This window comes from Bradyrhizobium sp. I1.14.4, from assembly GCF_050435825.1.
Classification (GTDB): domain Bacteria; phylum Pseudomonadota; class Alphaproteobacteria; order Rhizobiales; family Xanthobacteraceae; genus Bradyrhizobium.
Map to the genome: position 1 here is coordinate 120,085 of NZ_JBNDLA010000013.1, position 19,198 is coordinate 139,282.

A 19,198-nucleotide genomic window follows, 5' to 3' on the forward strand; every position below is an offset into this window, starting at 1 on the left:
GAACCCGTGTTACGCCGCGCTGGCCGGCGGCAGGGCGAGCACCGAGTAGATCGCCTGTGCGTCGCGCGAGGCACGCAGCTTCTTGGCAACATCCTGATCGCGCAGCAGGCGGGCGATCCGCGCCAGCGCCTTGAGGTGATCGGCGCCGGCGCCTTCGGGTGCCAGCAACAGGAAGATCAGGTCGACCGGCTGGCCGTCCATCGCCTCGAAATCGATCGGGCGCTCGAGGCGGGCGAAGAAGCCGAACAGCTTTTCCAGCTTGGGCAGCTTGCCGTGCGGAATGGCGACGCCATAGCCGACCGCCGTGGTGCCGAGCTTCTCGCGCTGCAGCAGCACCTCAAAGACCGCGCGTTCGTTCTGCCCGGTCAAAGCCGAAGCGCGCGCGGCGAGTTCCTGCAGCGCCTGCTTCTTGCTGATGACTTTCAAAGCCGGGAGAATCGCCTCGGGTGCGACCAGATCGGTAATCGGCATTGGGACGTTCCGAGGTGAATGAACCGTCAGGTTGCGAAATAGGCTTTACAGCGGCGGCGTCAAGAAGATGAGGTGGGATGCGGGCTTAGCCCGGGTCCGGTTGGCAGGGCTTCTACTCCAACGTATCGGCGGTGCCAACACCTGCGAACCCTGTTCCGCCCCCTTGTTCCTGGAGGCGGCGGACCATAAGCAGGGCTGGCTTCGGACGTCAATGCCATCTGCCAACTATCCTCAGGGGCTCACCGCCGGCGGATCGACCCAGCCGACATTGCCGTCCGTACGGCGGTAAATGATGTTCAACCGGCCGCTGCCGCCATGCTGGAACACCAGGCAGGAGGCGCCGGTCAGATCGAGCTCCATCACGGCCTCGCTGACCGACAGCCGCTTCAGCGCGGTAGTTGCCTCGGCAATGATCACGGGGCTGTATTCGGTGACTTCGTCCTCGTTCTCGGGCGCCTCGATGACGTAGCTCGGCGCGTCGAGCCCGACGCCGTTCAATTCGGCAAGCGCAGCGTTCGCGGCGTAGGTCTTGCGGGCCGAGCGGTCCTTGAGCCGGCTCTTGTAGCGGCGCAGGCGCTTCTCGATCATCAGAAGCGCGGCATCCGCGCTCGCATAGGCGTCGGTGGCGTTGGATTCGGCTTCCAGCGTGATGCCGGAATCCAGATGCAGCGCGCAGTCGGTTCGGAAGCCGAAGCCATCCTTGCTTAGTGTGATGTGACCGGAATAGTTGCCATCAAAATACTTTCGCAGGACCTCGTCGGTGCGCTCGCTGACGCGCGCCCGAAGCGCCTCGCCGATGCTGATGCTCTTTCCCGAGATTCGAAGGGTCATTTGATGCCTCAATTGCTGGATGCCTCGATCACTCTTGCAGGAGCATGGTGCTTGCTGGCTTCCGGTTACCTCCCCTTCTGGACGACGCTTCACCAGGAAAGATTGAGACTATCGCGATTTGACGCGAACGCAACGAGCGCTTGGCCCGCTCCGTACTCGGACGGGGTCATGCTCAAAAAGTAACCTAAGCGGGGGCCGTATCGCGCGATCGGTCGGACGAGGAGGCAGGAGCCGAAAGGGCATTACCAAGCATGCTCTGTTTGTCACGGCGGCGCTGCACCGAGGATGGTATCCGCATCGCCTCACGGTACTTCGCAACGGTGCGGCGGGCGATATCAATGCCCGAAGCGCGCAAACGTTCCACGATCGTGTCGTCGGACAGGATCGCCGACGGCGCCTCGCCGTCGATCAATTGCTTGATATGGTGACGCACCGCTTCGGCCGAATGCGCCTCTCCGCCGTCGGCGGACGCGATCGACGCGGTGAAAAAATACTTCAATTCAAAACTGCCGCGATTGGTCGCCATGTATTTGTTGGCTGTTACGCGCGACACCGTCGATTCGTGCATCTGGATCGCATCCGCCACCGCTTTCAGATTGAGCGGCCGCAGATGCGCGACGCCATAGGTGAAGAAACCGTCCTGCTGGCGGACGATTTCGGTCGCGACCTTCAGGATGGTGCGGGCGCGCTGATCGAGTGCGCGCACCAGCCAGGTCGCGTTCTGCAGGCAGTCGGTGAAGTACGACTTGTCACCGTCCTTGCGGATCGTCTTCGACAGCTCAGAGTAATAGGTCTGGTTGACCAGGACGCGCGGCAGAGTGTCGCTGTTGAGCTCGACATGCCAACCGCCGTCGGGACCGGGACGCACGTAGACGTCGGGCACCATGGTTTGCGTCCGCGCGGTGCCGAATTTCAGGCCGGGCTTCGGATCAAGCCGGCGGATCTCCGCGATCATGTCGGTGATGTCTTCGTCGTCGACGCTGCACAGCTTTCGCAACGCCGCGATGTCGCGCTTGGCAAGCAGATCGAGATGCTCGACCAGCGCCTGCATCGCCGGATCGTAGCGATCGAGCTCGCGCAGCTGGATCGCCAGGCACTCGCTCAGGTTTCGCGCGCACACGCCCGGCGGATCGAATTTCTGCAGCACATCGACGACCTCGTCGACCGCTTGCTGCGACGCACCGAGCCGCTCGGCGGCCTGGCCGAGATCGGCCGGCAGGTAGCCGGCGTCGTCGACCAGGTCGATCAGATACTGCCCGATCATGCGTTGCGCCGGGGCCGAGAACGCCACCGCGAGCTGTTCGGCGAGGTGGTCGGCGAGCGTCAGCTCGGCGGCCACGAACGCTTCGAGATTGTACGCGTCGTCGCTGGAGGCGCCGCCGCCCCATTCGGTGTAGACGGATGGCGGCGCGTCCTGCGCGGCGCGCGCGGCCGCTTCGGCGGGCTCCTCGGAAAACACGTTGTCGAGGCCTGTATCGAGCGTCTGCTCGATCTCGGCGCGGGTGCCGAGGTCGCGGTTCAGCCATTCCTCCTGGCCGGGTTCGAAAGCGGCCTCGCCGCCCGAACCTGCGGCCATATCGGACGCGCCACCCTCGTCCCCGTAGCTGCCGGAGGCATCGGAATCGCCGTAGTCCGGCCGCTCCATCGCCGGCTCGCCCGCCACCGGCGTCTCCGGCCCGTCGGCTGCCCGCTCGAGCAGCGGGTTGCGCTCCAGCTCTTCTTCGACAAAGGCCGACAGATCCAGGTTCGACAGTTGCAGCAGCTTGATCGCCTGCATCAGCTGCGGCGTCATCACCAGCGACTGCGACTGGCGGAACTCTAGTCTTTGCGTCAGTGCCATGGAGGCAAGATCGACCTTAAAAGTTGGCTCGATTCTTGCTTAGCTTAGTCCGTGAAGCTTGTATACGGCTTGACGGATGCAATTTTGGGGCTACAGGCGGAATTCCTCGCCAAGGTAAAGCCGACGTACGTCGGGATCATTAACGATCTCCTCCGGGCTTCCCTCAGTCAAGATCTCACCGGCATAAACGATGTAGGCGCGGTCGGTCAGGCCGAGCGTTTCGCGGACATTGTGGTCGGTGATGAGCACGCCGATGCCGCGGTTGGTGAGATGGCGCACGAGATCCTGGATGTCACCGACCGCAATCGGATCGATGCCGGCGAACGGTTCGTCGAGCAGCATGTAATTGGGGCGCGTCGCCAGCGCGCGCGCAATCTCGACGCGGCGGCGCTCGCCGCCGGACAGTGCGATCGACGGGCTCTTGCGCAGCCGCGTGATGTTGAACTCGTCGAGCAGCGAATCCAGCTCGTGCTCGCGCTTCTTCTTCGAGGGCTCGACGACCTCGAGCACGGCGCGGATGTTCTGCTCGACCGTCAGGCCGCGGAAGATCGAGGCTTCCTGGGGCAGATAGCCGATGCCGAGGCGCGCGCGCTGATACATCGGCAGCTTGGTGACGTCGTGGCCATCGAGCTCGATCGCACCGCGATCGGCTTTGATCAGGCCGGTGATCATGTAGAACACGGTGGTCTTGCCGGCGCCGTTGGGCCCGAGCAGGCCGACCGCCTCGCCGCGGCGCACATAGATGCTGACGCCGCGCACGACCTGGCGGCTGCCAAAACTCTTTTCCACGCTATGCACAGCAAGATAGCCCGGCCGCTTGATGAGCTGCGGCGCAGCCGCAGCCTTGTTCCTGGCAGGCCTCGCCCGCGCCGGCGCGGGAGCCGGCTGCGGCAGCTCGACGCCCGGAACGGGGGCGGCGCGCGCCATCGGCGGCGCGTCGCGCACCGCGCTCGTCAGCATCTCGCCGAACTGGTCGTCGAGCGCCGTGATGTCGTCATGCGAGCGCGCAAAGCCGGAACTGCGTTTCGCAGGGCGCCGCCGGAACATGCCGAGAAAATCCACCATCCCCGCTTCGCTTCAGCCTTTCACGGTGATCCCGCGACTTTGCCTGCGGACCGATCGATTCGCATGCGAACCCGCAAGCATGAACCGGAAAACCGGATATCGGCTTTCCCTCGCGACAAATGCGGACGCGTTTGCGCGGAGATCATGCTCAAACAACACGGCAAAGCGCGATCACCCGCGCCTTGAATGAATGGATGCCCCTGTCCCGGCCAACATATTCCCCCTCGAGGCGCATCGTTCGGCCGGGCCGCTGCAGTAGATACAGTCTTGCCCCGCACGCTTCAACCTCGCGGCCGCAAAATATTATCTAACCGGTTGATTTTACTCGCCCTTACGTGAAGCTTACTTGGGCTTTCCCGGAATGAGCTGAAGTGGCGACGGGGCCGGGGCCGACCCTGGAGCGACCGGAGTCCCGCATTTGCCGTTCTGTCCGCCCTGCGACTGGATGAACAGGCCCTGCACCTTGCCGTTGTCGGATTCCACGCGCGAGACGCCGGTGGTCATGTCGACCAGCAGGCGGTCGCCACGCAGCACGTTCTGGCACTGGGTCAGCACCACCTGGCCGCCGCCGCCGCCGAGCATGGTGATCAGGTTGGTCTTGGTGTCGAAGATGGCGGTCTCGCCGGTGACGACCTGGTCCTTCTGGGTCACGACGACATTGCCCTTCGCCTCCAGCCGCTTGATCGAGGACGCGCCGCCAGGGCCGGGCGTCGCCGATTGCATCGGCGCGCCTTTGGCGGCCGCACCCTTGGTGCCGGTCGGAGCAGGCGCCGGCGTCTGGGTCGACTTATCCTCGTAGAACACCACCAGCGTCTTCGACGTCATGGTGGTGTCGCCCTGCACGACCTTCACATTGCCGGCGAAGGTCGCCTCCTTCTTCTTGTCGCGCATCTCGAGCGAGGCCGCCTCGATCTGGATCGGCTGGTCACGGTTCTGCGAAAAGCCCTGCATGGCGTTGGGAACGCCGCTCATCGAGCCCTGCGCGTTCGCAGCACTCGCCGCGAACAGCGCGATCAGAAGGGCCGCAATCGCCATGCCGTACGGAAAACGTCTCATCATTAAAATCATTTCGGGTTAGCGGATTTGCGCGCCTTCGGTGGCGGCGGTGGAGCGGGCTCGGCGGGCGGGCTCGCATTGTTGTCGCCGAGCTTGTCGAGATTCATCACGACATTGCCTTCGAACCGCACGAGCTCGCCGCTGTTGTAGATCCTGAGCCTGTCGGCGGTCAGCGTGCCGTCGAGCAGCTTGACGTCGACGTGCTCGTCCGACGACACGTTGCCCTTGTTGATGTCGACGAAGGCCTGCGTCAGCTTGGCTTCATAGCCGGTGGACGACTGCAGGAAGATATCCTGGCGCAGGTCGAGCAACTGCTTCTTGTTGTCGAAGAAGCCGGTGCGCGCATCCATCGTCACGGTCGACTGATCCTGCTGCGCCACCTTGGCGCGAATCGTCTTCAGCTCGACATGGTCAGGATCGGTGACGTCCTGGATCGCCGCCTTGGCCCACATTTCGTAAGGCCGTCCGTCGGCCGAGAAGCCGGCGATATGCGGCGATTCCATCGTGATCCTGGTGCCTGACACCACGAGATTATCCATCTCGACCGGCAGCTTGGGGATCAATTCGCGGAATGGATTGTAGACCGAGACGAAGATGATCGAGGCCATCGCCAGCCCAACCACCGCAGGCACGGCGACGCGCATGATCCGCACCATGCGGCTGTGCCGCGCGGCGGCGGCAAAGCGCGCCTCGAGGCCCGTGACATAGGCTGGATTCTGAACCGAATTCACCTGAGCTCCAGAGGCGCGAAATTGCCCCTATTCTAGCCGGAGCCGCCCAAATATGCAGCCCGGACCTCGCGTCGCGCCCCCCAAGCCGACTTCAACCCGGACCACGCGTGAACAGTTTGGCCGAAACGGGGCGGAACCGCCCCCGACGCGACGAATTCGGCGCCCATCATGAATGGGCGAAATCATGAATGGGCGAAAATATCCTCGGCCTCCCAGCCGTCGAGATCGAGCTTGGCACGGGTCGGCAGGAAATCGAAGCACGCCTGGGCGAGATCAGTGCGTCCTTCGCGCGCGAGCATCACATTCAACTTGTCGCGCAGCGCATGCAAATGCAGCACGTCGGAAGCGGCGTAGGCGAGCTGGGCCTCGCTGAGGCCTTGCGCGCCCCAGTCGCTCGACTGCTGCTGCTTCGACAGTTCGACGTTCAAAACTTCGCGCACCAGATCCTTCAGGCCATGGCGATCGGTGTAGGTGCGCGACAGGCGCGAGGCGATCTTGGTGCAATAGACCGGTGCCGGCATCACGCCGAAGGTGTTGTAGAGCACCGCGACGTCGAACCGTGCGAAATGGAAGATCTTGGTGATCTTCGGGTTGGCGAGCAGCGCCTTCAGGTTCGGCGAATCGGTGTGCCCTTTCGGAATCTGGATCACGTCAGCGGTGCCGTCGCCGTTCGACATCTGCACCACGCAGAGCCGGTCGCGATGCGGATGCAGTCCCATGGTCTCGGTGTCGATCGCCGCTGAATCGGTGTAGCGGGACAGATCGGGCAGGTCGCCGCGATGCAGGCGGATGGTCATGCTGTCAAAAACCTCGTCGAATCGCTGTCGGGACAGGCTATCGCCCAATGTCCCGACAGGCGAGCGTGCATCAAGCTTTGGGTTGAGTCTCGGCATCAGACCTGAACGGCCCAACGCCACCTCTATTCCGCCGGCACAGATGGTTCAGGGTGTAGCGCTATTGTGCAGCCGAGACAATGGCTTGGGTAGCCCACCGCGTCCATGCGCGCGGCGTTATTGCCAGCTGACGCGAAGGCCGAACCGGCCGGTGATGTCCTCGCGATGGAGGCTGTCCACCGAGGTCGTGTAGCCGGCGCTCGCATAGGCGCTGATCGTGCGATTGAGCTGCGCGGCGACGCCGGCACCGATCTCGACGGCGGTGCCGCGGCTCTGCACGCCGATCAGGTCGGTCGTCGCGAAGGCGATGCTGCGATCGTTCGCGGCGGTGTGCCAGAGATTGGCCTCGAGATAGGGACGCAGTTCGGCCGTGCCGACAATGAAGGTCGCGGGAACGCGCACACCCAGCCGGCCAGTCAGCGTATCGGCGCTACCGGGTGCGACACTGGAGAAGATGTCGTTGAAGCTGTCGAACGACTGCCGCTGCCAGATCAATTGCGCCTGCGGCTCGATCGCGAGGAAGCGGTTCAGTGGAATCGGCACGCCGGCTTCCAGCGACGCTGCGACGCCGGTGCCCGACACCCGCGCGCCGACCTGACGATCCGACTGCGGACTTGCACCGTAGAAGCTGCCCATCAGCACGGCGTCGACGTACCAGCCCGACGGGCCGATATGGGTCCAGTAGCCGCCGATATTCTGACTGTCGATCGAAAGCGTGCCGGTGCGGATGTTGTTCATGCCGAGCGCGAAGCCGTTGATGGTGCCGCTGGCCCAGCCATACGCGTAGAAGAAGCCGGCGCGATCATGATGCTCGGGCGCGGACTGGAAGCGCAGGATGTCGACGCCGACCTGTACGCCGGCCATGGTGCCGTCGAAGGAGGGACTGACCGTGCCGGCCCAGCTCTGCGAGCTGTGCGAACCATAGGCGCGCGCCCACGCCGCTGGCTGTTCGCCACCGCTGGTCAGCAAGGCCTGATCGCCCTGGCGTTGATGGAAGGTGCCGAGCGTCGCCAGCCCGAGTTTCTGCGCCACCTGCGGCAGCGCCGAATAGACCGCGACTTCCTCGCGATAGAGCTGGACTGGCGCGGCGCCCGCCGGCGGCGCCGTCAGCGACGACAAATCCTCCGCAGGCAGCCCCGGGGGCGGCGGCACCACGCTGGGCGATGAAGGCGGCGCCGGTGCGGGCGTAGCCGGGGGCGCAGGCGACGCTGTGCCGGGCAACAGCGTCGAGCGCAGATACCAGTTGTCGGCGCTGCCGGCGGAGACGCCGCCGCGGAACAGCAGATATTCGTGTGCGCCTGCCACGACGGCGTTGGAAAGGCCGAATGCGCCTGCGGCCGTGGTGCCGCCATTGACGGCCTGCACCACCATGATGCCGTCGGCCGTGGTGAGCGCGCCCGCGCCACCGGCATTGGTGACGGTCACGGCGGTCGAGCCCGATGCGTTGCCGCTGGAGATGACAAGACGATCCGACGGCGAGCCGTCGCCGCCGAGCACGGTGCGCAGATAGAGGCCCCCGCCATTGCCGACATAGTTGCCGGCAATCGTCAGGCTGTTCGCTGCGGTGGCGCCGCCATTGGTCAGGTTGATCACGCCGGCATTGGTGACGGTGATCGGCGGTCCGCCCGGAAACGGCGTGATCGACGGATTCGCACCGTTGCCGGCCAGCAGGCTGGTTCCGGCTGCAATCGACACATTGCCGGTCAGCGAGGTCTGCAGCGTCAGCGAACCGCTGTTGATGAAGGTATTGGCGAAGGTGCCGGTGCCGGCCCAGGTCCAGTCGGCTCCCTCCATCGTCAGCGTCTGAAATCGCGCGAAGGCATTGTCGGCCGTGCCGCTGCCTTGCAGCCGCACCTGGTTGTTGCCGCCGCCGCCGTCGGCAAGACCAACGATCTGCGAGCCGGTTTGCAGGATCATGGTCACGGCACCGCCGCCGCCGGCGAGCGCCGTGCCGCCGTTGCCGGCGATCAGACCGGCATTGACGATGGTGGTGGCGCCGTTGAGCGTGCGGATCGCAGGCCCGGACTGGCTGATGATCTTGCCGCTGGCGAGGTTCTCGATGCGGGCGGTGAACGACGATCCCGCGGTGTTGGAGAACACGCCATCGGCGTTGACGCCACGGGCCTCGATCGTGCCGCTGTTGCGCAGCACGCCCGCATTGCCCTGCATGAAGACGGTGTTGTTGGCGGTGCCGCCGGCATCGCCGCCGGTTGTCAGCAGCGTGCCGGTGTTGGTGATGGTCACGAACTGTCCGGCGGAGAAGATCGCACGCGCGCCCGCCCCCGCCGTGGTGATGGTGCCGCTATTGGTGAAGGTGTTGCTGTCGCCGGTCTGCACATAGAGGCCGTGTGACTGCGGGCCCTGGGTGGTGATCGTTCCGGTGTTGATCAGCGTGTTGTTGTTGTGCTGCGTGAGACCGGTGATGGCAAGCCCGCGCGAGGTGCCGTTCTGCGTCGTGATGGTGCCGTTGTTGATCAGCGTGTTGCCGTTGCTGCTGGCGGCGATCGCATTGCTGCCGGCGCCTGTGGTCGTGATCACGCCCGACGTACCATTGGTAAAGACATTGCCGTCGCCGCTGCCGAAGATTCCCGTGCCGCCGCCGCTGACGGTCAGCGTGCCGTTGTTGGTGGCAGTGCTGCCGGCGACAAGGCCGATCGCGGTCGCGCCGGCGCCGGGCGTGATGCCGGCGCCTTGCAACACGTTCACGGTGACGTTCGAGCTGCCGGCAGCGGCCTGCACGCCTGCCGTCGAGGGATTCGGTGGCGTCGTCGAGCAAGTCACCGTCTGACCGCTCGCCGGCGCGAGACTATCGCACGCTGCAAACGCTTGCGAAGCCGACAACAGACAGCCGCCACCCAGAGTGCACGACAGGATCGCCGCGAGCCGCGAGGAAACCATGCCCATCTCCACCATCGGCGTGAGCCCGAGCCCCCGGCCTCGCGCCACCTGCTACCCCCGCCCCGCTGTCAGCTTCGGCTGATCCGCTCCATTCAAGCTTGAAACGATTTGCAGCGACTTGTTGCGCGATCGCCACAGACGGAACCATGAGATGCATCAGCATGATTCACACCCTTGACGTGCGTACGCTTGCGAGGTTGTGAAGTACACCACTCACCCGTTGCAGTTATCGATCGACACAACCGGAAACAATCGCCCTGGCGTGTCGGATGCGCCGCTGCCCCATTTTCTCGCCGAGTTCGACGTGGGGTGCGCGGCCAAGTCATTACCGGTACGCGTTCAATTTCGGCGGAACTGTTGCCCCTGCGCCCCATGAAATCCTTGCGCGCCCTCCCTATCTGTTGCCGGCCCGCACCCCCTTCTGTGAAATGAGCCTCATGTCGGAACAGACCATCGCCGCGCCGATCGACGAGCCGCAGGAACGCGGCTTTTCGCGCTATCAATCGTTCCTGATCGCGCTGCTTGCGTTCACGCAATTCACCCTGATCCTCGACTTCATCATCATGTCGCCGCTCGGCGCCATCCTGATGCCATCGCTCGACATCACGGCCGGGCAGTTCGGCGTCGCGGTCTCGGCCTACGCGTTCGCAGCCGGCATTTCCGGCATCCTCGCCGCGGGCTTTGCCGATCGCTTCGACCGCAAGCGGCTATTGCTGTTCTTCTATGTCGGCTTCACCTTCGGCACCGTGCTCTGCGCGCTGGCGCAGGATTTCCACGTGCTGCTGCTCGGCCGCATCGTCACCGGCCTGTTCGGCGGCGTGATCGGCTCAGTCGTGCTCGCGATCGTCACCGACCTGTTCCCGCTGCATCTGCGCGGCCGGGTGATGGGCTTCATTCAGACCGCGTTCGCCGCGAGCCAGGTGCTCGGCGTGCCCGCCGGACTTTTCTTGGCCAATCACTGGAACTGGCACATCTGCTTCGTGGCGATCGTCGGCCTGTCGGTCGCTGCGATCGCCACCATCGCACTGGTGATGGAGCCGGTCGACGGGCATCTCAAGCTGCAGCACGACAGCAACCCGTTCCAGCACCTGATCGCAACCGTCGCGCAACCACGCTACACGCTTGCCTTCCTGGTGACGACGCTGCTGGCGACCGGCGGCTTCATGCTGATGCCGTTCGGCAGCGCCTTCACCGTGCACAATCTCGGCATCGACATCGTCCATCTGCCGACGATCTATCTCGTCTCCGGCCTGTTCAGCATCCTGATGGGACCGCTGGTCGGCCGCGCCAGCGATGCGTTCGGCAAATATCCGACCTTTGCCTTTGGCTGCGTGGTGTCCGTCATCATGGTGCTGATCTACACCAATCTCGGCCACGTCTCGCTGCTGACCGCGATCGTGGTCAATGTGGTGATGTTCGTCGGCATCTTCTCGCGCATGATCCCGTCGCAGGCGCTGATGTCGGCGATCCCCGACGCCAGCCAGCGCGGCTCGTTCAGCGCGGTCTCAGCATCCGTGCAGCAGCTGTCGGGCGGGCTGGGCTCGGTGTTCGCGGCGGCGATCATCGCGGAGAACCCGGACGGTTCGCTGCTGCATTTCGATCGGCTCGGCTATGTCGTCGTCGCAACAACCATGATCTCGCTGATCGCGATGTATTTCGTGCAGCGGCCGATCGCGCGGCGGGCTGGACGGCGCGTGGTGTGACGGCAGGCGCTGGGAGCGGCCAGAATGAAGATCGGAGACAGCGTCGAAGTCGTGGCGATTCCGGATGCGCTACCGGATGACACGGAGACGCGGGCGCTATTGATGAAGTACACTGGCCGGCATTTTCCAGTCGTCGATCTCAAAGGAGATCTGGTCGAACTCGAAGTCGGCGAGGTCGTGGAGGAGCCAACGGTATAATCGCCGTTTTGCCCACCCTCGGCGGGTTACGGCTTCGCCGCACCCACCCTGCGGATGTTGAGCGATTTCAATCGCTTGAAAAGGGGGTGGTGCCCAGGAAAGGACTCGAACCTTCACGGCCGTTAAGCCACTGGCACCTGAAGCCAGCGCGTCTACCAATTCCGCCACCTGGGCATGTGGAGCGGCTTAGTAAGGATCGGTTACGCGCTTGTCAAATTCGCGATTGGAAATTCAAATAGCCTGTACAGGATTGGGCTGATGGCGTATCGCCAGACGCCTAACCCACGTCAATAGCTCTCGAATCCCACAGGAATCACCCCCATGGCATCGAACCTGGACACGCTCGTCACGGTCTTCGGCGGATCGGGTTTTCTGGGACGGAACGTGGTCCGGGCGCTGTGCAAGCGCGATTACCGCATCCGCGTCGCGGTGCGGCGGCCTGAACTGGCCGGCCATCTGCAGCCGCTCGGCCGCGTCGGGCAGATTCATGCGGTCCAGGCCAATGTGCGCTATCCGGCCTCGGTCGAGGCGGCGATGCGTGATTCGCATATCGCCATCAACCTGGTCGGCATTCTGGCCGAGGGCGGCGGGCAGAGTTTTGACGCCGTGCAGGTGAAGGGCGCCGAGACCATCGCCAAGGCGGCGGCCACAGCCGGCGCGCGGATGGTCCACGTCTCGGCGATCGGGGCCGACGCGGATTCGTTGTCGGGTTATTACCGTGCCAAGGCGGAAGGCGAGAAGGCGGTGCAGGCGGCCCTGCCAGAGGCCACCATCATGCGGCCGTCGCTGCTGTTCGGGCCCGAGGATCAGTTCACCAACCGCTTTGCGTCGCTGGCGCGGATGTCGCCCGTGTTGCCGCTCGTCGGCGGCGGCGTGAACAGGTTGCAGCCGGCCTATGTCGGCGACGTCGCCGACGCCGTGGCCGATGCCGTCGACGGCAAGGCGAACCCGGGCGGAACTTACGAGCTCGGCGGCCCGGAAGTGCTGACCATGCGCGAGGTGATGCAGATCATCCTCAAGATCACCCAGCGCGATCGCATGCTGGTGCCGCTGCCGTTCGGCCTCGCCAAGCTGCAGTCGTATGTCCTGCAGTTCGCGCCGGGGCCGTTCACGCTGACCCCGGACCAGGTCGCGATGCTGCGCTCGGACAATGTGGTGTCCGACGCCGCCAAGGCTGCCGGCCTGACCTTCGCGGGCCTCGGCATCACGCCCGATTCGATGGAAGCGATCGCCCCGCAATATCTCTGGCGGTTCCGCGCCGCCGGGCAGTTCCAGAAGAAGAGCGCGTAAGCGCTCTCTCCACTTGTCGTCCCGGCCAAGCGAAGCGCGAGCCGGGAGCCATAACCACGAATGTCCGAGGTGTGAGGAGTTGTGGCTACAGCCCTGCGCCACTGGGAGAATTGTGGTTATGGGTCCCTGCTTTCGCAGGGACGACAGCCGCGCTGTGTTGCTACCTTCCCATCGCCAGCGCGATCAGGCCGAGCGTGCCGACGATCACGCGCCACCAGGCAAAGAAGGTGAAGCCGCGGCGGGTCACGAAATTGAGGAATGCCCGCACCACGATCATCGCCGTGATGAACGACACCACGAAGCCGACCGCGACGATACTCAGATGGTCGGTCGTCATTTCGGCGCGGTTCTTGTAGAAATCATAGGCGAACGCGCCGACCATGGTCGGGATCGCGAGGAAGAACGAGAACTCCGCCGCCGAGCGCTTGTCGGCGCCGAGCAGCATCGCGGCCACGATGCTGGCGCCGGAGCGCGACACGCCGGGGATCATCGCCAGGCACTGCGCGACGCCGATCCAGAAATACATCAATAGCGGGAACCGGGTCGCATCGTCCTCGTACACTTTGAGATCGAGCTGATCGATCCAGAGCAGAACGGCGCCACCGACGATCAGCGTGAAGCAGACTATCCACGGATTGAAAAGCGCTTCCTTAATATATTTGCCGGCGAACAAGCCGATCGCCACAGCGGGCAGGAACGCCACCAGCACGCCGATCACGAAGCGGCGGTCGTCGGGATTGGAGAACATGCCGAGCGCCACGCGCCACAGTTTGGTGAAGTAGATCACGACGATTGCGAGGATCGCGCCGAGCTGGATCAGCACGATGAAGCTATCCCAGAAATCTCCTTCACCGAGACCGAAGAACCGTTTTGCGAGCAGCAGGTGGCCTGTCGAAGAGACCGGCAGGAACTCGGTGACGCCCTCGACGATGCCGAGAATCACCGCCCGCAGCATATCCGTCATCATGATCTGATCTGCCCTGTGTGGAAAACCGAATTCTTCTCGCTTATTCGCACATAGGCCGCAATCGCAAAGAATCGTCAAACAATGGGTTACCCGGCCGATTTGCTGGGCTATAGCGTTTTTGTGACCCGCACCATCTGCGGGGGTGGCTACCGGTTTGCGCGCCGACGCGACATAGAGACGAGCGGAACTGGTCCGGCCAATTCACAGGTCAGGTCGCACAGGTTGATGGTTTCTTAAGCGCCGCGAAACTACCAAGGGCTTCATGTATACGCTGTATCACCATCCGTTTTGTCCGCATTCGCGCTTCATTCGCCTCGTGCTCGGCGAGTATGGCCTCGATCTGCGCCTGGTGGAGGAACGGGTCTGGGAGCGGCGCGAGGCGTTCCTGGCGCTCAACCCGGCGGCAAACACGCCGGTCCTGATCGCCGAGGGCTTTCCGCCGATCCCGGGGGCGCCTGTGATCGCCGAATATGTCGACGAGACGCACGGCCTCGATGCCGGCGAACGTCGGCTGCTGCCGACGTCGACGGCCGAGCGCGTCGAGGTGCGCCGGCTGATGGCGTGGTTCAACGAAAAATTCTTCGAGGAAGCCTCCAACCCGCTGGTGACCGAGCGGATCTACAAGCGCTTCATGAGCGAGGACAATGGCGGCGGTCCGCCGGCGCCCGACATCATGCGCGCCGCCAAGGTCAATGTGCGCTATCATCTGAGCTATATCGGCTGGCTGGCGAAGACGCGGAACTATCTCGCCGGTGACCGCCTGACCTACGCGGATCTCGCCGCCGCGGCGCATCTTTCGGCGATCGACTATCTGGGCGACGTGCCATGGAGCGAGGACGACGCGGCAAAGGCGTGGTACGCGCGGGTGAAATCCCGCCCGTCGTTCCGCCCGTTGCTCAGCGAATGGCTGGCAGGGGTGCCGGCGTCGCGGACCTATGTGGACCTCGACTTCTGAACCAGGCGGCCACGCTCTCTCCGTCCGATCTCAAGGCGGCACTTGGGCGCGAGGCGCGCGCGCTCGGCTTCGACGCCATCGGCTTCACCGGTCCTGATGCGACCAGCGAGGCCGGAAAATATTTCCTCGAATTCCTCGGCTCCGGCGGCTACGGCGACATGGACTGGCTCGCGGCCAATCCGGAGCGGCGCACTGAGCCGCGCGTGCTGTGGGGTGGCGTGCGCTCGATCATCATGCTCGGCGTCAATTACGGGCCCGACGACAATCCGCTCAAAATTCTCGCGCGTCGATCGCATGGCGCGATCTCGGTCTATGCGCAGGGCGACGACTATCACGACGTGATCAAGAAGCGGCTGAAGATTCTGGCGCGCTGGCTCGCGGCCATGACCGGCGACGAGGTGAAGGTGTTCGTCGATACCGCCGCCGTGATGGAGAAGCCGTTGGCGCAGGCCGCAGGCATCGGCTGGCAAGGCAAGCACACCAATCTGGTGTCGCGCGAATTCGGCTCGTGGCTGTTTCTCGGCGCGATCTATTCCGCCACCGAGCTGCCGCGCGATGCCGGCGAAGCCGATCATTGCGGCAGCTGTCGCGCCTGTCAGGACATCTGTCCGACGGCGGCGTTTCCCGCACCCTACAAGCTCGATGCGCGGCGCTGCATCTCGTATCTGACGATCGAGAACAAGGGCCCGATCCCGCATGAATTCCGCAAGAGCATCGGCAACCGCATCTATGGCTGCGACGATTGCCTCGCGGTGTGCCCGTGGAACAAGTTCGCGCAGGAAGGACGCGAGCAGAAGCTCGCCGCACGCGATGCGTTGCGCGTGCCTGATCTCGGCGAGCTGGCACGGCTCGACGATGCCGCGTTTCGCGCGCTGTTCACGAAATCACCGGTCAAGCGCATCGGCCGCGACCGCTTCATCCGCAATGTGCTGATCGCGATCGGCAATTCCGGCGATGCAAACCTCGCCGGCGAAGCCCGGCGGCTGCTCGATGATGCAAGCCCGCTGGTGCGCGGCGCCGCAGTGTGGGCGCTGTCGCAACTGATCGCCCGCGACGTGTTCGCGGCGCTGGCGTCACGCGCCGGCGGCGAGCCCGACGTCAGCGTGCAGCAGGAGTGGCGCGCGGCGGCCTCTTGATTTCAGCGCGCCGTTCCCGTCATGGTCGCGGGCCATGACAAACCAGCCCTTCTTCACCAGGCACGGCGACGGCTTCATGCCGACGGCTGTTGCGAACGGACCGTGGAGCCCGGAATCGATGCACGGCCGCGTCGTGATCGGCCTGCTCGCCTTCGTCATCGAGGAGCGCCACGGCTCCGACGATTTCGTCCCCGCGCGGCTGACGGTCGACATGTTTCGGCTGCCCAACATCACGACACCGATCGAGGTGACGACGAGGCTGGTGCGCGATGGGGCTCCGCATCAAGATGATCGAGGCCGAGTTTTTCTCCGGCGGCACCAGCATGGCGCGTGCCTCCTGCCAGATGTTACGCAGAACGGAAAATGCGCCGGGCAATGTGTGGTCGCCGCCGAACTGGCAGGTGCCTCGGCCTGTGGACATTCCGAAGCCGGCCGATCCCAGGCTCGGCATGAACGGCAAATGGGAGACGCGACCGATCGTCGGTCACATGGGTTCGCTCGGCGAGCGCCGGCTCTGGATGAGCGAGGTGCGCGAGCTCGTCGCGGGCGCGAAGATGACGCCGTTCGTCCATGTCGCGACCGGCGCGGATTTCGCGAGCCCCTTCGCCAACGCCGGCGACCAGGGCCTCGGCTACATCAACAGCGACGTCACGATCTATCTGCACCGCTTGCCGGTGACCAACTGGATCGGCTTCGAGGTCGTCAACCATCACGCCACCGACGGCATCGCGATCGGCGAATGCTGGCTCTATGACGAGAAGGGCCCGATCGGCACGTCCACCGTGGCGGCGCTCGCACAGCGCAAGCCGATGACCAGTCCGCCGCCGCCGTAAGTTCTCTCCGTTGTCATTGCGAGCGAAGCGAAGCAATCCATCTTCTGATTTGCGGCGGCATGGATTGCTTCGTCGCTTCGCTCCTCGCAATGATGGCGTATTACTCGGCCAGATGCCGCTTCATCTCCGGCCGCGCCCTCAGCGCAGCGCCCTGCTTGCCGACGATCTTGGCGATCCGCTCCGGCGCGAAGTTCAAATCGACGAACGCCGGCGCGGTGTTGGCGACCTCGTGGTACTCGGTGATCTTGCCGTCGCGCAGCCGCATGATCGCGACGCCCTCGAACATCGCGCGGACGCCTTTGGCTTCCGGCAAGGTCGAGCGGTAGCTGAACGTGTAGCGCGCGTAGAGCGTTGCGCCGTCGCTGACGGGATCGTGCATCACCCAACGGAAATCGGTCGCGGTCCGGTAGAACCAGTCGTCGATCATCTCGGTGATCCCAGTGTGGCCCTCGAACGCGCCGTAGAACACATCGTGGTAGACGCCGTCCTCGGTGAAGAGGCTTGCAAAGGCCTTGCCGTCGCGCGCTTCGACCGCGTCGCAGAACGCGCGCAGCATCGTTGTCGTATCCATCGGCGTCTCTCCCAACCGCTTCTGTCATGCCCCGCGCATGCGGGGCATCCAGTATTCCAGAGCAATTGCCTTGAATCGAGAGGCCGCGGCGTACTGGATCATCCGCTTTCGCGGATGATGACATCATGCAAGGTGGGAAACCTTAGCCGATCTCCGCTACCGCGGCGATGATCCGTGCGATGTCCTGTGGCCGCGACAGCCGGTGATCGCCGTCCTGGATCATGGTCAGCACCACGTCGTCGGCCGGCAGCCGGTGCACCAGCGCGAACGCGTGCTTCCACGGCACGTCGGGATCCTGCGCGCCCTGCAGGATGCGCACCGGGCAGCCGACGTCGATCTTGCTTCCGAGCAGGAGGTGGTTGCGGCCCTCCTCGATCAGATTGCGGGTGATCGGATAGGGCGAGCCGTCGCCATAGTCTGATGGTCGCAGCCACATGCCTTTGGTTTCGATCTCGGCGCGGATCTCCGGCGAGAAGGACTTCCACATCAATTCCTCGGTGAAGTCGGGCGCCGGCGCGATCAGCACGAGGCCGGCGAGCTGTGCTTTGCCGTTCCCGCCAGCACTGCCACGTCTGGCGAGCTCGCGCGCCAAAAGCAGCGCCATCCAACCGCCCATCGAGGAGCCGATCACGACCTGCGGCCCGCTGCAGAACTGCGAGAACACCGCGACGCTCTCCTCGAGCCAGCGGCCGATCGTGCCGTCGGCGAATTCGCCGCCGGATTCGCCGTGGCCGGAATAGTCGAACCTGACCGAGCTGCGGCCATGCTCGGCAGCCCACGCATGGAGCGCGATCGCCTTGGTGCCGGCCATGTCGGACTTGAAGCCGCCGAGCCAGAACAGGCCCGGCGCGCCACTTGCGCTGCCCGGACCACCGCCGGCACGGGCGCGCACCGCGATCCGGCGAACCCCACTGACCTCGCCGACCTCGATGAAGGCGGGTTCCGGCTCGGATGCGGGGGTTTGGCTCATGGTTCGGTCACTCGCGTGTCAGACATCTGCTTTTCAATCGTCGCACGGCACCGGTCAACGGCGGCAAGTCCCGCCTTGCGGAGCCGATGCGCCCGCTATATGTGCCGGGCGTGGCCAAAATGCCTCGCAATTGGCGGTTTTGCCGCTTAGAAGGCGAGTTCGCTTGCCCGTTGCAGCGTCTTGCTTCAAAATATCCGCCTTCCCTTTCACAACTTTGGAGAGTTACCCATTCGCCGTCCCAATAGAGCCCCGCCGACAGTCGCAAAAGACGGGCCGCGCACCAATGATGAGATTCGCAACGCGCAGATCCAGCTGATTGATTCAGATGGTGTCAACCAGGGCACCGTCGAAACCATGGTGGCCATCAAGATGGCCATGGAAGCCGGCATGGACCTCGTCGAAATTTCGCCGAACGTCAGTCCTCCGGTCTGCAAGATCATGGACTACGGCAAGTACAAATATTCCGCGCAGAAGAAGGCCGCCGAAGCCCGCAAGAAGCAGAAGGTCGTCGAGATCAAGGAGATCAAGCTCCGCCCGATGATCGACGATCACGACTATGACGTGAAGATGCGCGCGATGCAGCGCTTCTTCGAGGAAGGCGACAAGGTCAAGATCACCTTGCGCTACCGCGGTCGTGAGATGGCGCACCAGGAGATCGGCACCAAGCTCTTGGACAAGGTGAAGGCCGACGTTGCCGAGTTCGCCAAGGTCGAGCAGGACGCGAGGTTCGAGGGTCGCCAGGTCGTGATGGTGCTGGCGCCGCGCTAAGGCGCTTGAACGCGCTTTAGCT

Annotated in this window: 17 protein-coding genes, 1 tRNA gene and 1 pseudogene; 7 read left to right on the forward strand and 12 right to left on the reverse strand. The window is 64.3% G+C overall.

Going from position 1 to position 19,198, the window contains the following annotated elements; genetic code table 11:
- Positions 1-9: 9 nt before the first annotated feature.
- The 8 genes from ptsN to ABIB78_RS24715 all read right to left on the reverse strand — a co-directional run bounded on the left by ptsN (position 10) and on the right by ABIB78_RS24715 (position 9,833).
- Positions 10-471 carry a PTS IIA-like nitrogen regulatory protein PtsN gene (ptsN, locus tag ABIB78_RS24680; protein ID WP_029082506.1) on the reverse strand — a complete coding sequence of 154 codons (462 nt, stop codon included), beginning with the start codon at positions 469-471 and terminating at the stop codon, positions 10-12.
- Positions 472-702: 231 nt separating this feature from the next.
- Complete coding sequence (hpf, locus tag ABIB78_RS24685; RefSeq protein ID WP_429029191.1) at positions 703-1,302, reverse strand: ribosome hibernation-promoting factor, HPF/YfiA family; 600 nt, start codon at positions 1,300-1,302, stop codon at positions 703-705.
- 184 nt (positions 1,303-1,486) lie between these two features.
- Positions 1,487-3,142, reverse strand: coding sequence for an RNA polymerase factor sigma-54 (gene rpoN, locus ABIB78_RS24690; protein ID WP_429029192.1), 1,656 nt, complete (start codon positions 3,140-3,142; stop codon positions 1,487-1,489).
- A 90-nt stretch (positions 3,143-3,232) separates the two neighbouring features.
- Positions 3,233-4,207 carry an LPS export ABC transporter ATP-binding protein gene (lptB, locus tag ABIB78_RS24695; RefSeq protein ID WP_429029193.1) on the reverse strand — a complete coding sequence of 325 codons (975 nt, stop codon included), beginning with the start codon at positions 4,205-4,207 and terminating at the stop codon, positions 3,233-3,235.
- Positions 4,208-4,549: 342 nt separating this feature from the next.
- On the reverse strand, positions 4,550-5,275 hold the full coding sequence (locus ABIB78_RS24700; protein ID WP_429029194.1) for an LptA/OstA family protein: 726 nt from the start codon (positions 5,273-5,275) through the stop codon (positions 4,550-4,552).
- Entirely contained in the window at positions 5,272-5,994 is a 723-nt protein-coding gene (lptC, locus tag ABIB78_RS24705) for an LPS export ABC transporter periplasmic protein LptC (protein WP_429029195.1), read from the reverse strand. The genes ABIB78_RS24700 and lptC overlap by 4 nt, the downstream gene beginning before the upstream one ends.
- A 182-nt stretch (positions 5,995-6,176) precedes the next feature.
- On the reverse strand, positions 6,177-6,791 hold the full coding sequence (locus ABIB78_RS24710; RefSeq protein WP_429029196.1) for a ribonuclease D: 615 nt from the start codon (positions 6,789-6,791) through the stop codon (positions 6,177-6,179).
- A gap of 213 nt (positions 6,792-7,004) precedes the next feature.
- Complete coding sequence (locus tag ABIB78_RS24715; RefSeq protein WP_429029197.1) at positions 7,005-9,833, reverse strand: autotransporter outer membrane beta-barrel domain-containing protein; 2,829 nt, start codon at positions 9,831-9,833, stop codon at positions 7,005-7,007.
- 389 nt (positions 9,834-10,222) lie between these two features.
- Here ABIB78_RS24715 and ABIB78_RS24720 point away from each other — a divergent pair, with 389 nt between their 5' ends.
- Together ABIB78_RS24720 and ABIB78_RS24725 are read left to right on the forward strand one after the other, a co-directional pair.
- On the forward strand, positions 10,223-11,488 hold the full coding sequence (locus ABIB78_RS24720; protein WP_429029198.1) for an MFS transporter: 1,266 nt from the start codon (positions 10,223-10,225) through the stop codon (positions 11,486-11,488).
- A 24-nt stretch (positions 11,489-11,512) separates the two neighbouring features.
- Complete coding sequence (locus ABIB78_RS24725; RefSeq protein ID WP_429029199.1) at positions 11,513-11,686, forward strand: hypothetical protein; 174 nt, start codon at positions 11,513-11,515, stop codon at positions 11,684-11,686.
- A gap of 87 nt (positions 11,687-11,773) precedes the next feature.
- On the opposite strand, the gene ABIB78_RS24730 is transcribed toward ABIB78_RS24725, so the two are convergent.
- Positions 11,774-11,860 (reverse strand) — tRNA-Leu (locus ABIB78_RS24730).
- Positions 11,861-12,007: 147 nt separating this feature from the next.
- On the opposite strand from ABIB78_RS24730, the gene ABIB78_RS24735 reads away from it, so the two are divergent.
- Positions 12,008-12,976, forward strand: a complete 969-nt coding sequence (locus ABIB78_RS24735; RefSeq protein WP_429029200.1) for a complex I NDUFA9 subunit family protein — start codon at positions 12,008-12,010, stop codon at positions 12,974-12,976.
- Between the two features lie 160 nt (positions 12,977-13,136).
- Here ABIB78_RS24735 and ABIB78_RS24740 read toward each other — a convergent pair whose 3' ends face one another.
- Positions 13,137-13,943, reverse strand: coding sequence for an undecaprenyl-diphosphate phosphatase (locus ABIB78_RS24740; RefSeq protein WP_429029201.1), 807 nt, complete (start codon positions 13,941-13,943; stop codon positions 13,137-13,139).
- A 262-nt stretch (positions 13,944-14,205) separates the two neighbouring features.
- Here ABIB78_RS24740 and ABIB78_RS24745 point away from each other — a divergent pair, with 262 nt between their 5' ends.
- The 3 genes and pseudogenes from ABIB78_RS24745 to ABIB78_RS24755 all read left to right on the forward strand — a co-directional run bounded on the left by ABIB78_RS24745 (position 14,206) and on the right by ABIB78_RS24755 (position 16,867).
- Positions 14,206-14,898, forward strand: coding sequence for a glutathione S-transferase family protein (locus ABIB78_RS24745; protein ID WP_212312627.1), 693 nt, complete (start codon positions 14,206-14,208; stop codon positions 14,896-14,898).
- Complete coding sequence (gene queG / locus ABIB78_RS24750) at positions 14,847-16,034, forward strand: tRNA epoxyqueuosine(34) reductase QueG (RefSeq protein ID WP_429029202.1); 1,188 nt, start codon at positions 14,847-14,849, stop codon at positions 16,032-16,034. Before ABIB78_RS24745 ends, queG begins: the two co-directional genes overlap by 52 nt.
- Before the next feature lie 34 nt (positions 16,035-16,068).
- A pseudogene (locus tag ABIB78_RS24755) lies at positions 16,069-16,867 on the forward strand (acyl-CoA thioesterase domain-containing protein).
- Positions 16,868-16,967: 100 nt separating this feature from the next.
- Here the strand turns inward: ABIB78_RS24755 and ABIB78_RS24760 are convergent.
- Both ABIB78_RS24760 and ABIB78_RS24765 read right to left on the reverse strand, forming a co-directional pair.
- Entirely contained in the window at positions 16,968-17,438 is a 471-nt protein-coding gene (locus tag ABIB78_RS24760; RefSeq protein WP_429029203.1) for a nuclear transport factor 2 family protein, read from the reverse strand.
- Positions 17,439-17,580: 142 nt separating this feature from the next.
- Positions 17,581-18,408: an alpha/beta hydrolase gene (locus tag ABIB78_RS24765; protein ID WP_429029204.1), complete on the reverse strand. Its 828-nt coding sequence runs from the start codon at positions 18,406-18,408 to the stop codon at positions 17,581-17,583.
- Between the two features lie 228 nt (positions 18,409-18,636).
- Between ABIB78_RS24765 and infC the strand changes: the two genes are divergently transcribed.
- Positions 18,637-19,176, forward strand: a complete 540-nt coding sequence (infC, locus tag ABIB78_RS24770) for a translation initiation factor IF-3 (RefSeq protein ID WP_092126381.1) — start codon at positions 18,637-18,639, stop codon at positions 19,174-19,176.
- Positions 19,177-19,198 lie beyond the last annotated feature (22 nt).

Excerpts from the sequence above, each read along its gene's own strand:
- ABIB78_RS24765 (WP_429029204.1), bottom strand. The coding sequence starts at position 18,408 with ATGAGCCAAACCCCCGCATCCGAGCCGGAACCCGCCTTCATCGAGGTC.
- rpoN (WP_429029192.1), bottom strand. The coding sequence starts at position 3,142 with ATGGCACTGACGCAAAGACTAGAGTTCCGCCAGTCGCAGTCGCTGGTG.
- ABIB78_RS24700 (WP_429029194.1), bottom strand. The coding sequence starts at position 5,275 with ATGATTTTAATGATGAGACGTTTTCCGTACGGCATGGCGATTGCGGCC.
- hpf (WP_429029191.1), bottom strand. The coding sequence starts at position 1,302 with ATGACCCTTCGAATCTCGGGAAAGAGCATCAGCATCGGCGAGGCGCTT.
- ABIB78_RS24720 (WP_429029198.1), top strand. The coding sequence starts at position 10,223 with ATGTCGGAACAGACCATCGCCGCGCCGATCGACGAGCCGCAGGAACGC.
- ptsN (WP_029082506.1), bottom strand. The coding sequence starts at position 471 with ATGCCGATTACCGATCTGGTCGCACCCGAGGCGATTCTCCCGGCTTTG.
- ABIB78_RS24745 (WP_212312627.1), top strand. The coding sequence starts at position 14,206 with ATGTATACGCTGTATCACCATCCGTTTTGTCCGCATTCGCGCTTCATT.
- queG (WP_429029202.1), top strand. The coding sequence starts at position 14,847 with ATGGCTGGCAGGGGTGCCGGCGTCGCGGACCTATGTGGACCTCGACTT.
- ABIB78_RS24725 (WP_429029199.1), top strand. The coding sequence starts at position 11,513 with ATGAAGATCGGAGACAGCGTCGAAGTCGTGGCGATTCCGGATGCGCTA.
- lptB (WP_429029193.1), bottom strand. The coding sequence starts at position 4,207 with ATGGTGGATTTTCTCGGCATGTTCCGGCGGCGCCCTGCGAAACGCAGT.
- ABIB78_RS24710 (WP_429029196.1), bottom strand. The coding sequence starts at position 6,791 with ATGACCATCCGCCTGCATCGCGGCGACCTGCCCGATCTGTCCCGCTAC.
- ABIB78_RS24740 (WP_429029201.1), bottom strand. The coding sequence starts at position 13,943 with ATGATGACGGATATGCTGCGGGCGGTGATTCTCGGCATCGTCGAGGGC.
- ABIB78_RS24735 (WP_429029200.1), top strand. The coding sequence starts at position 12,008 with ATGGCATCGAACCTGGACACGCTCGTCACGGTCTTCGGCGGATCGGGT.
- ABIB78_RS24760 (WP_429029203.1), bottom strand. The coding sequence starts at position 17,438 with ATGGATACGACAACGATGCTGCGCGCGTTCTGCGACGCGGTCGAAGCG.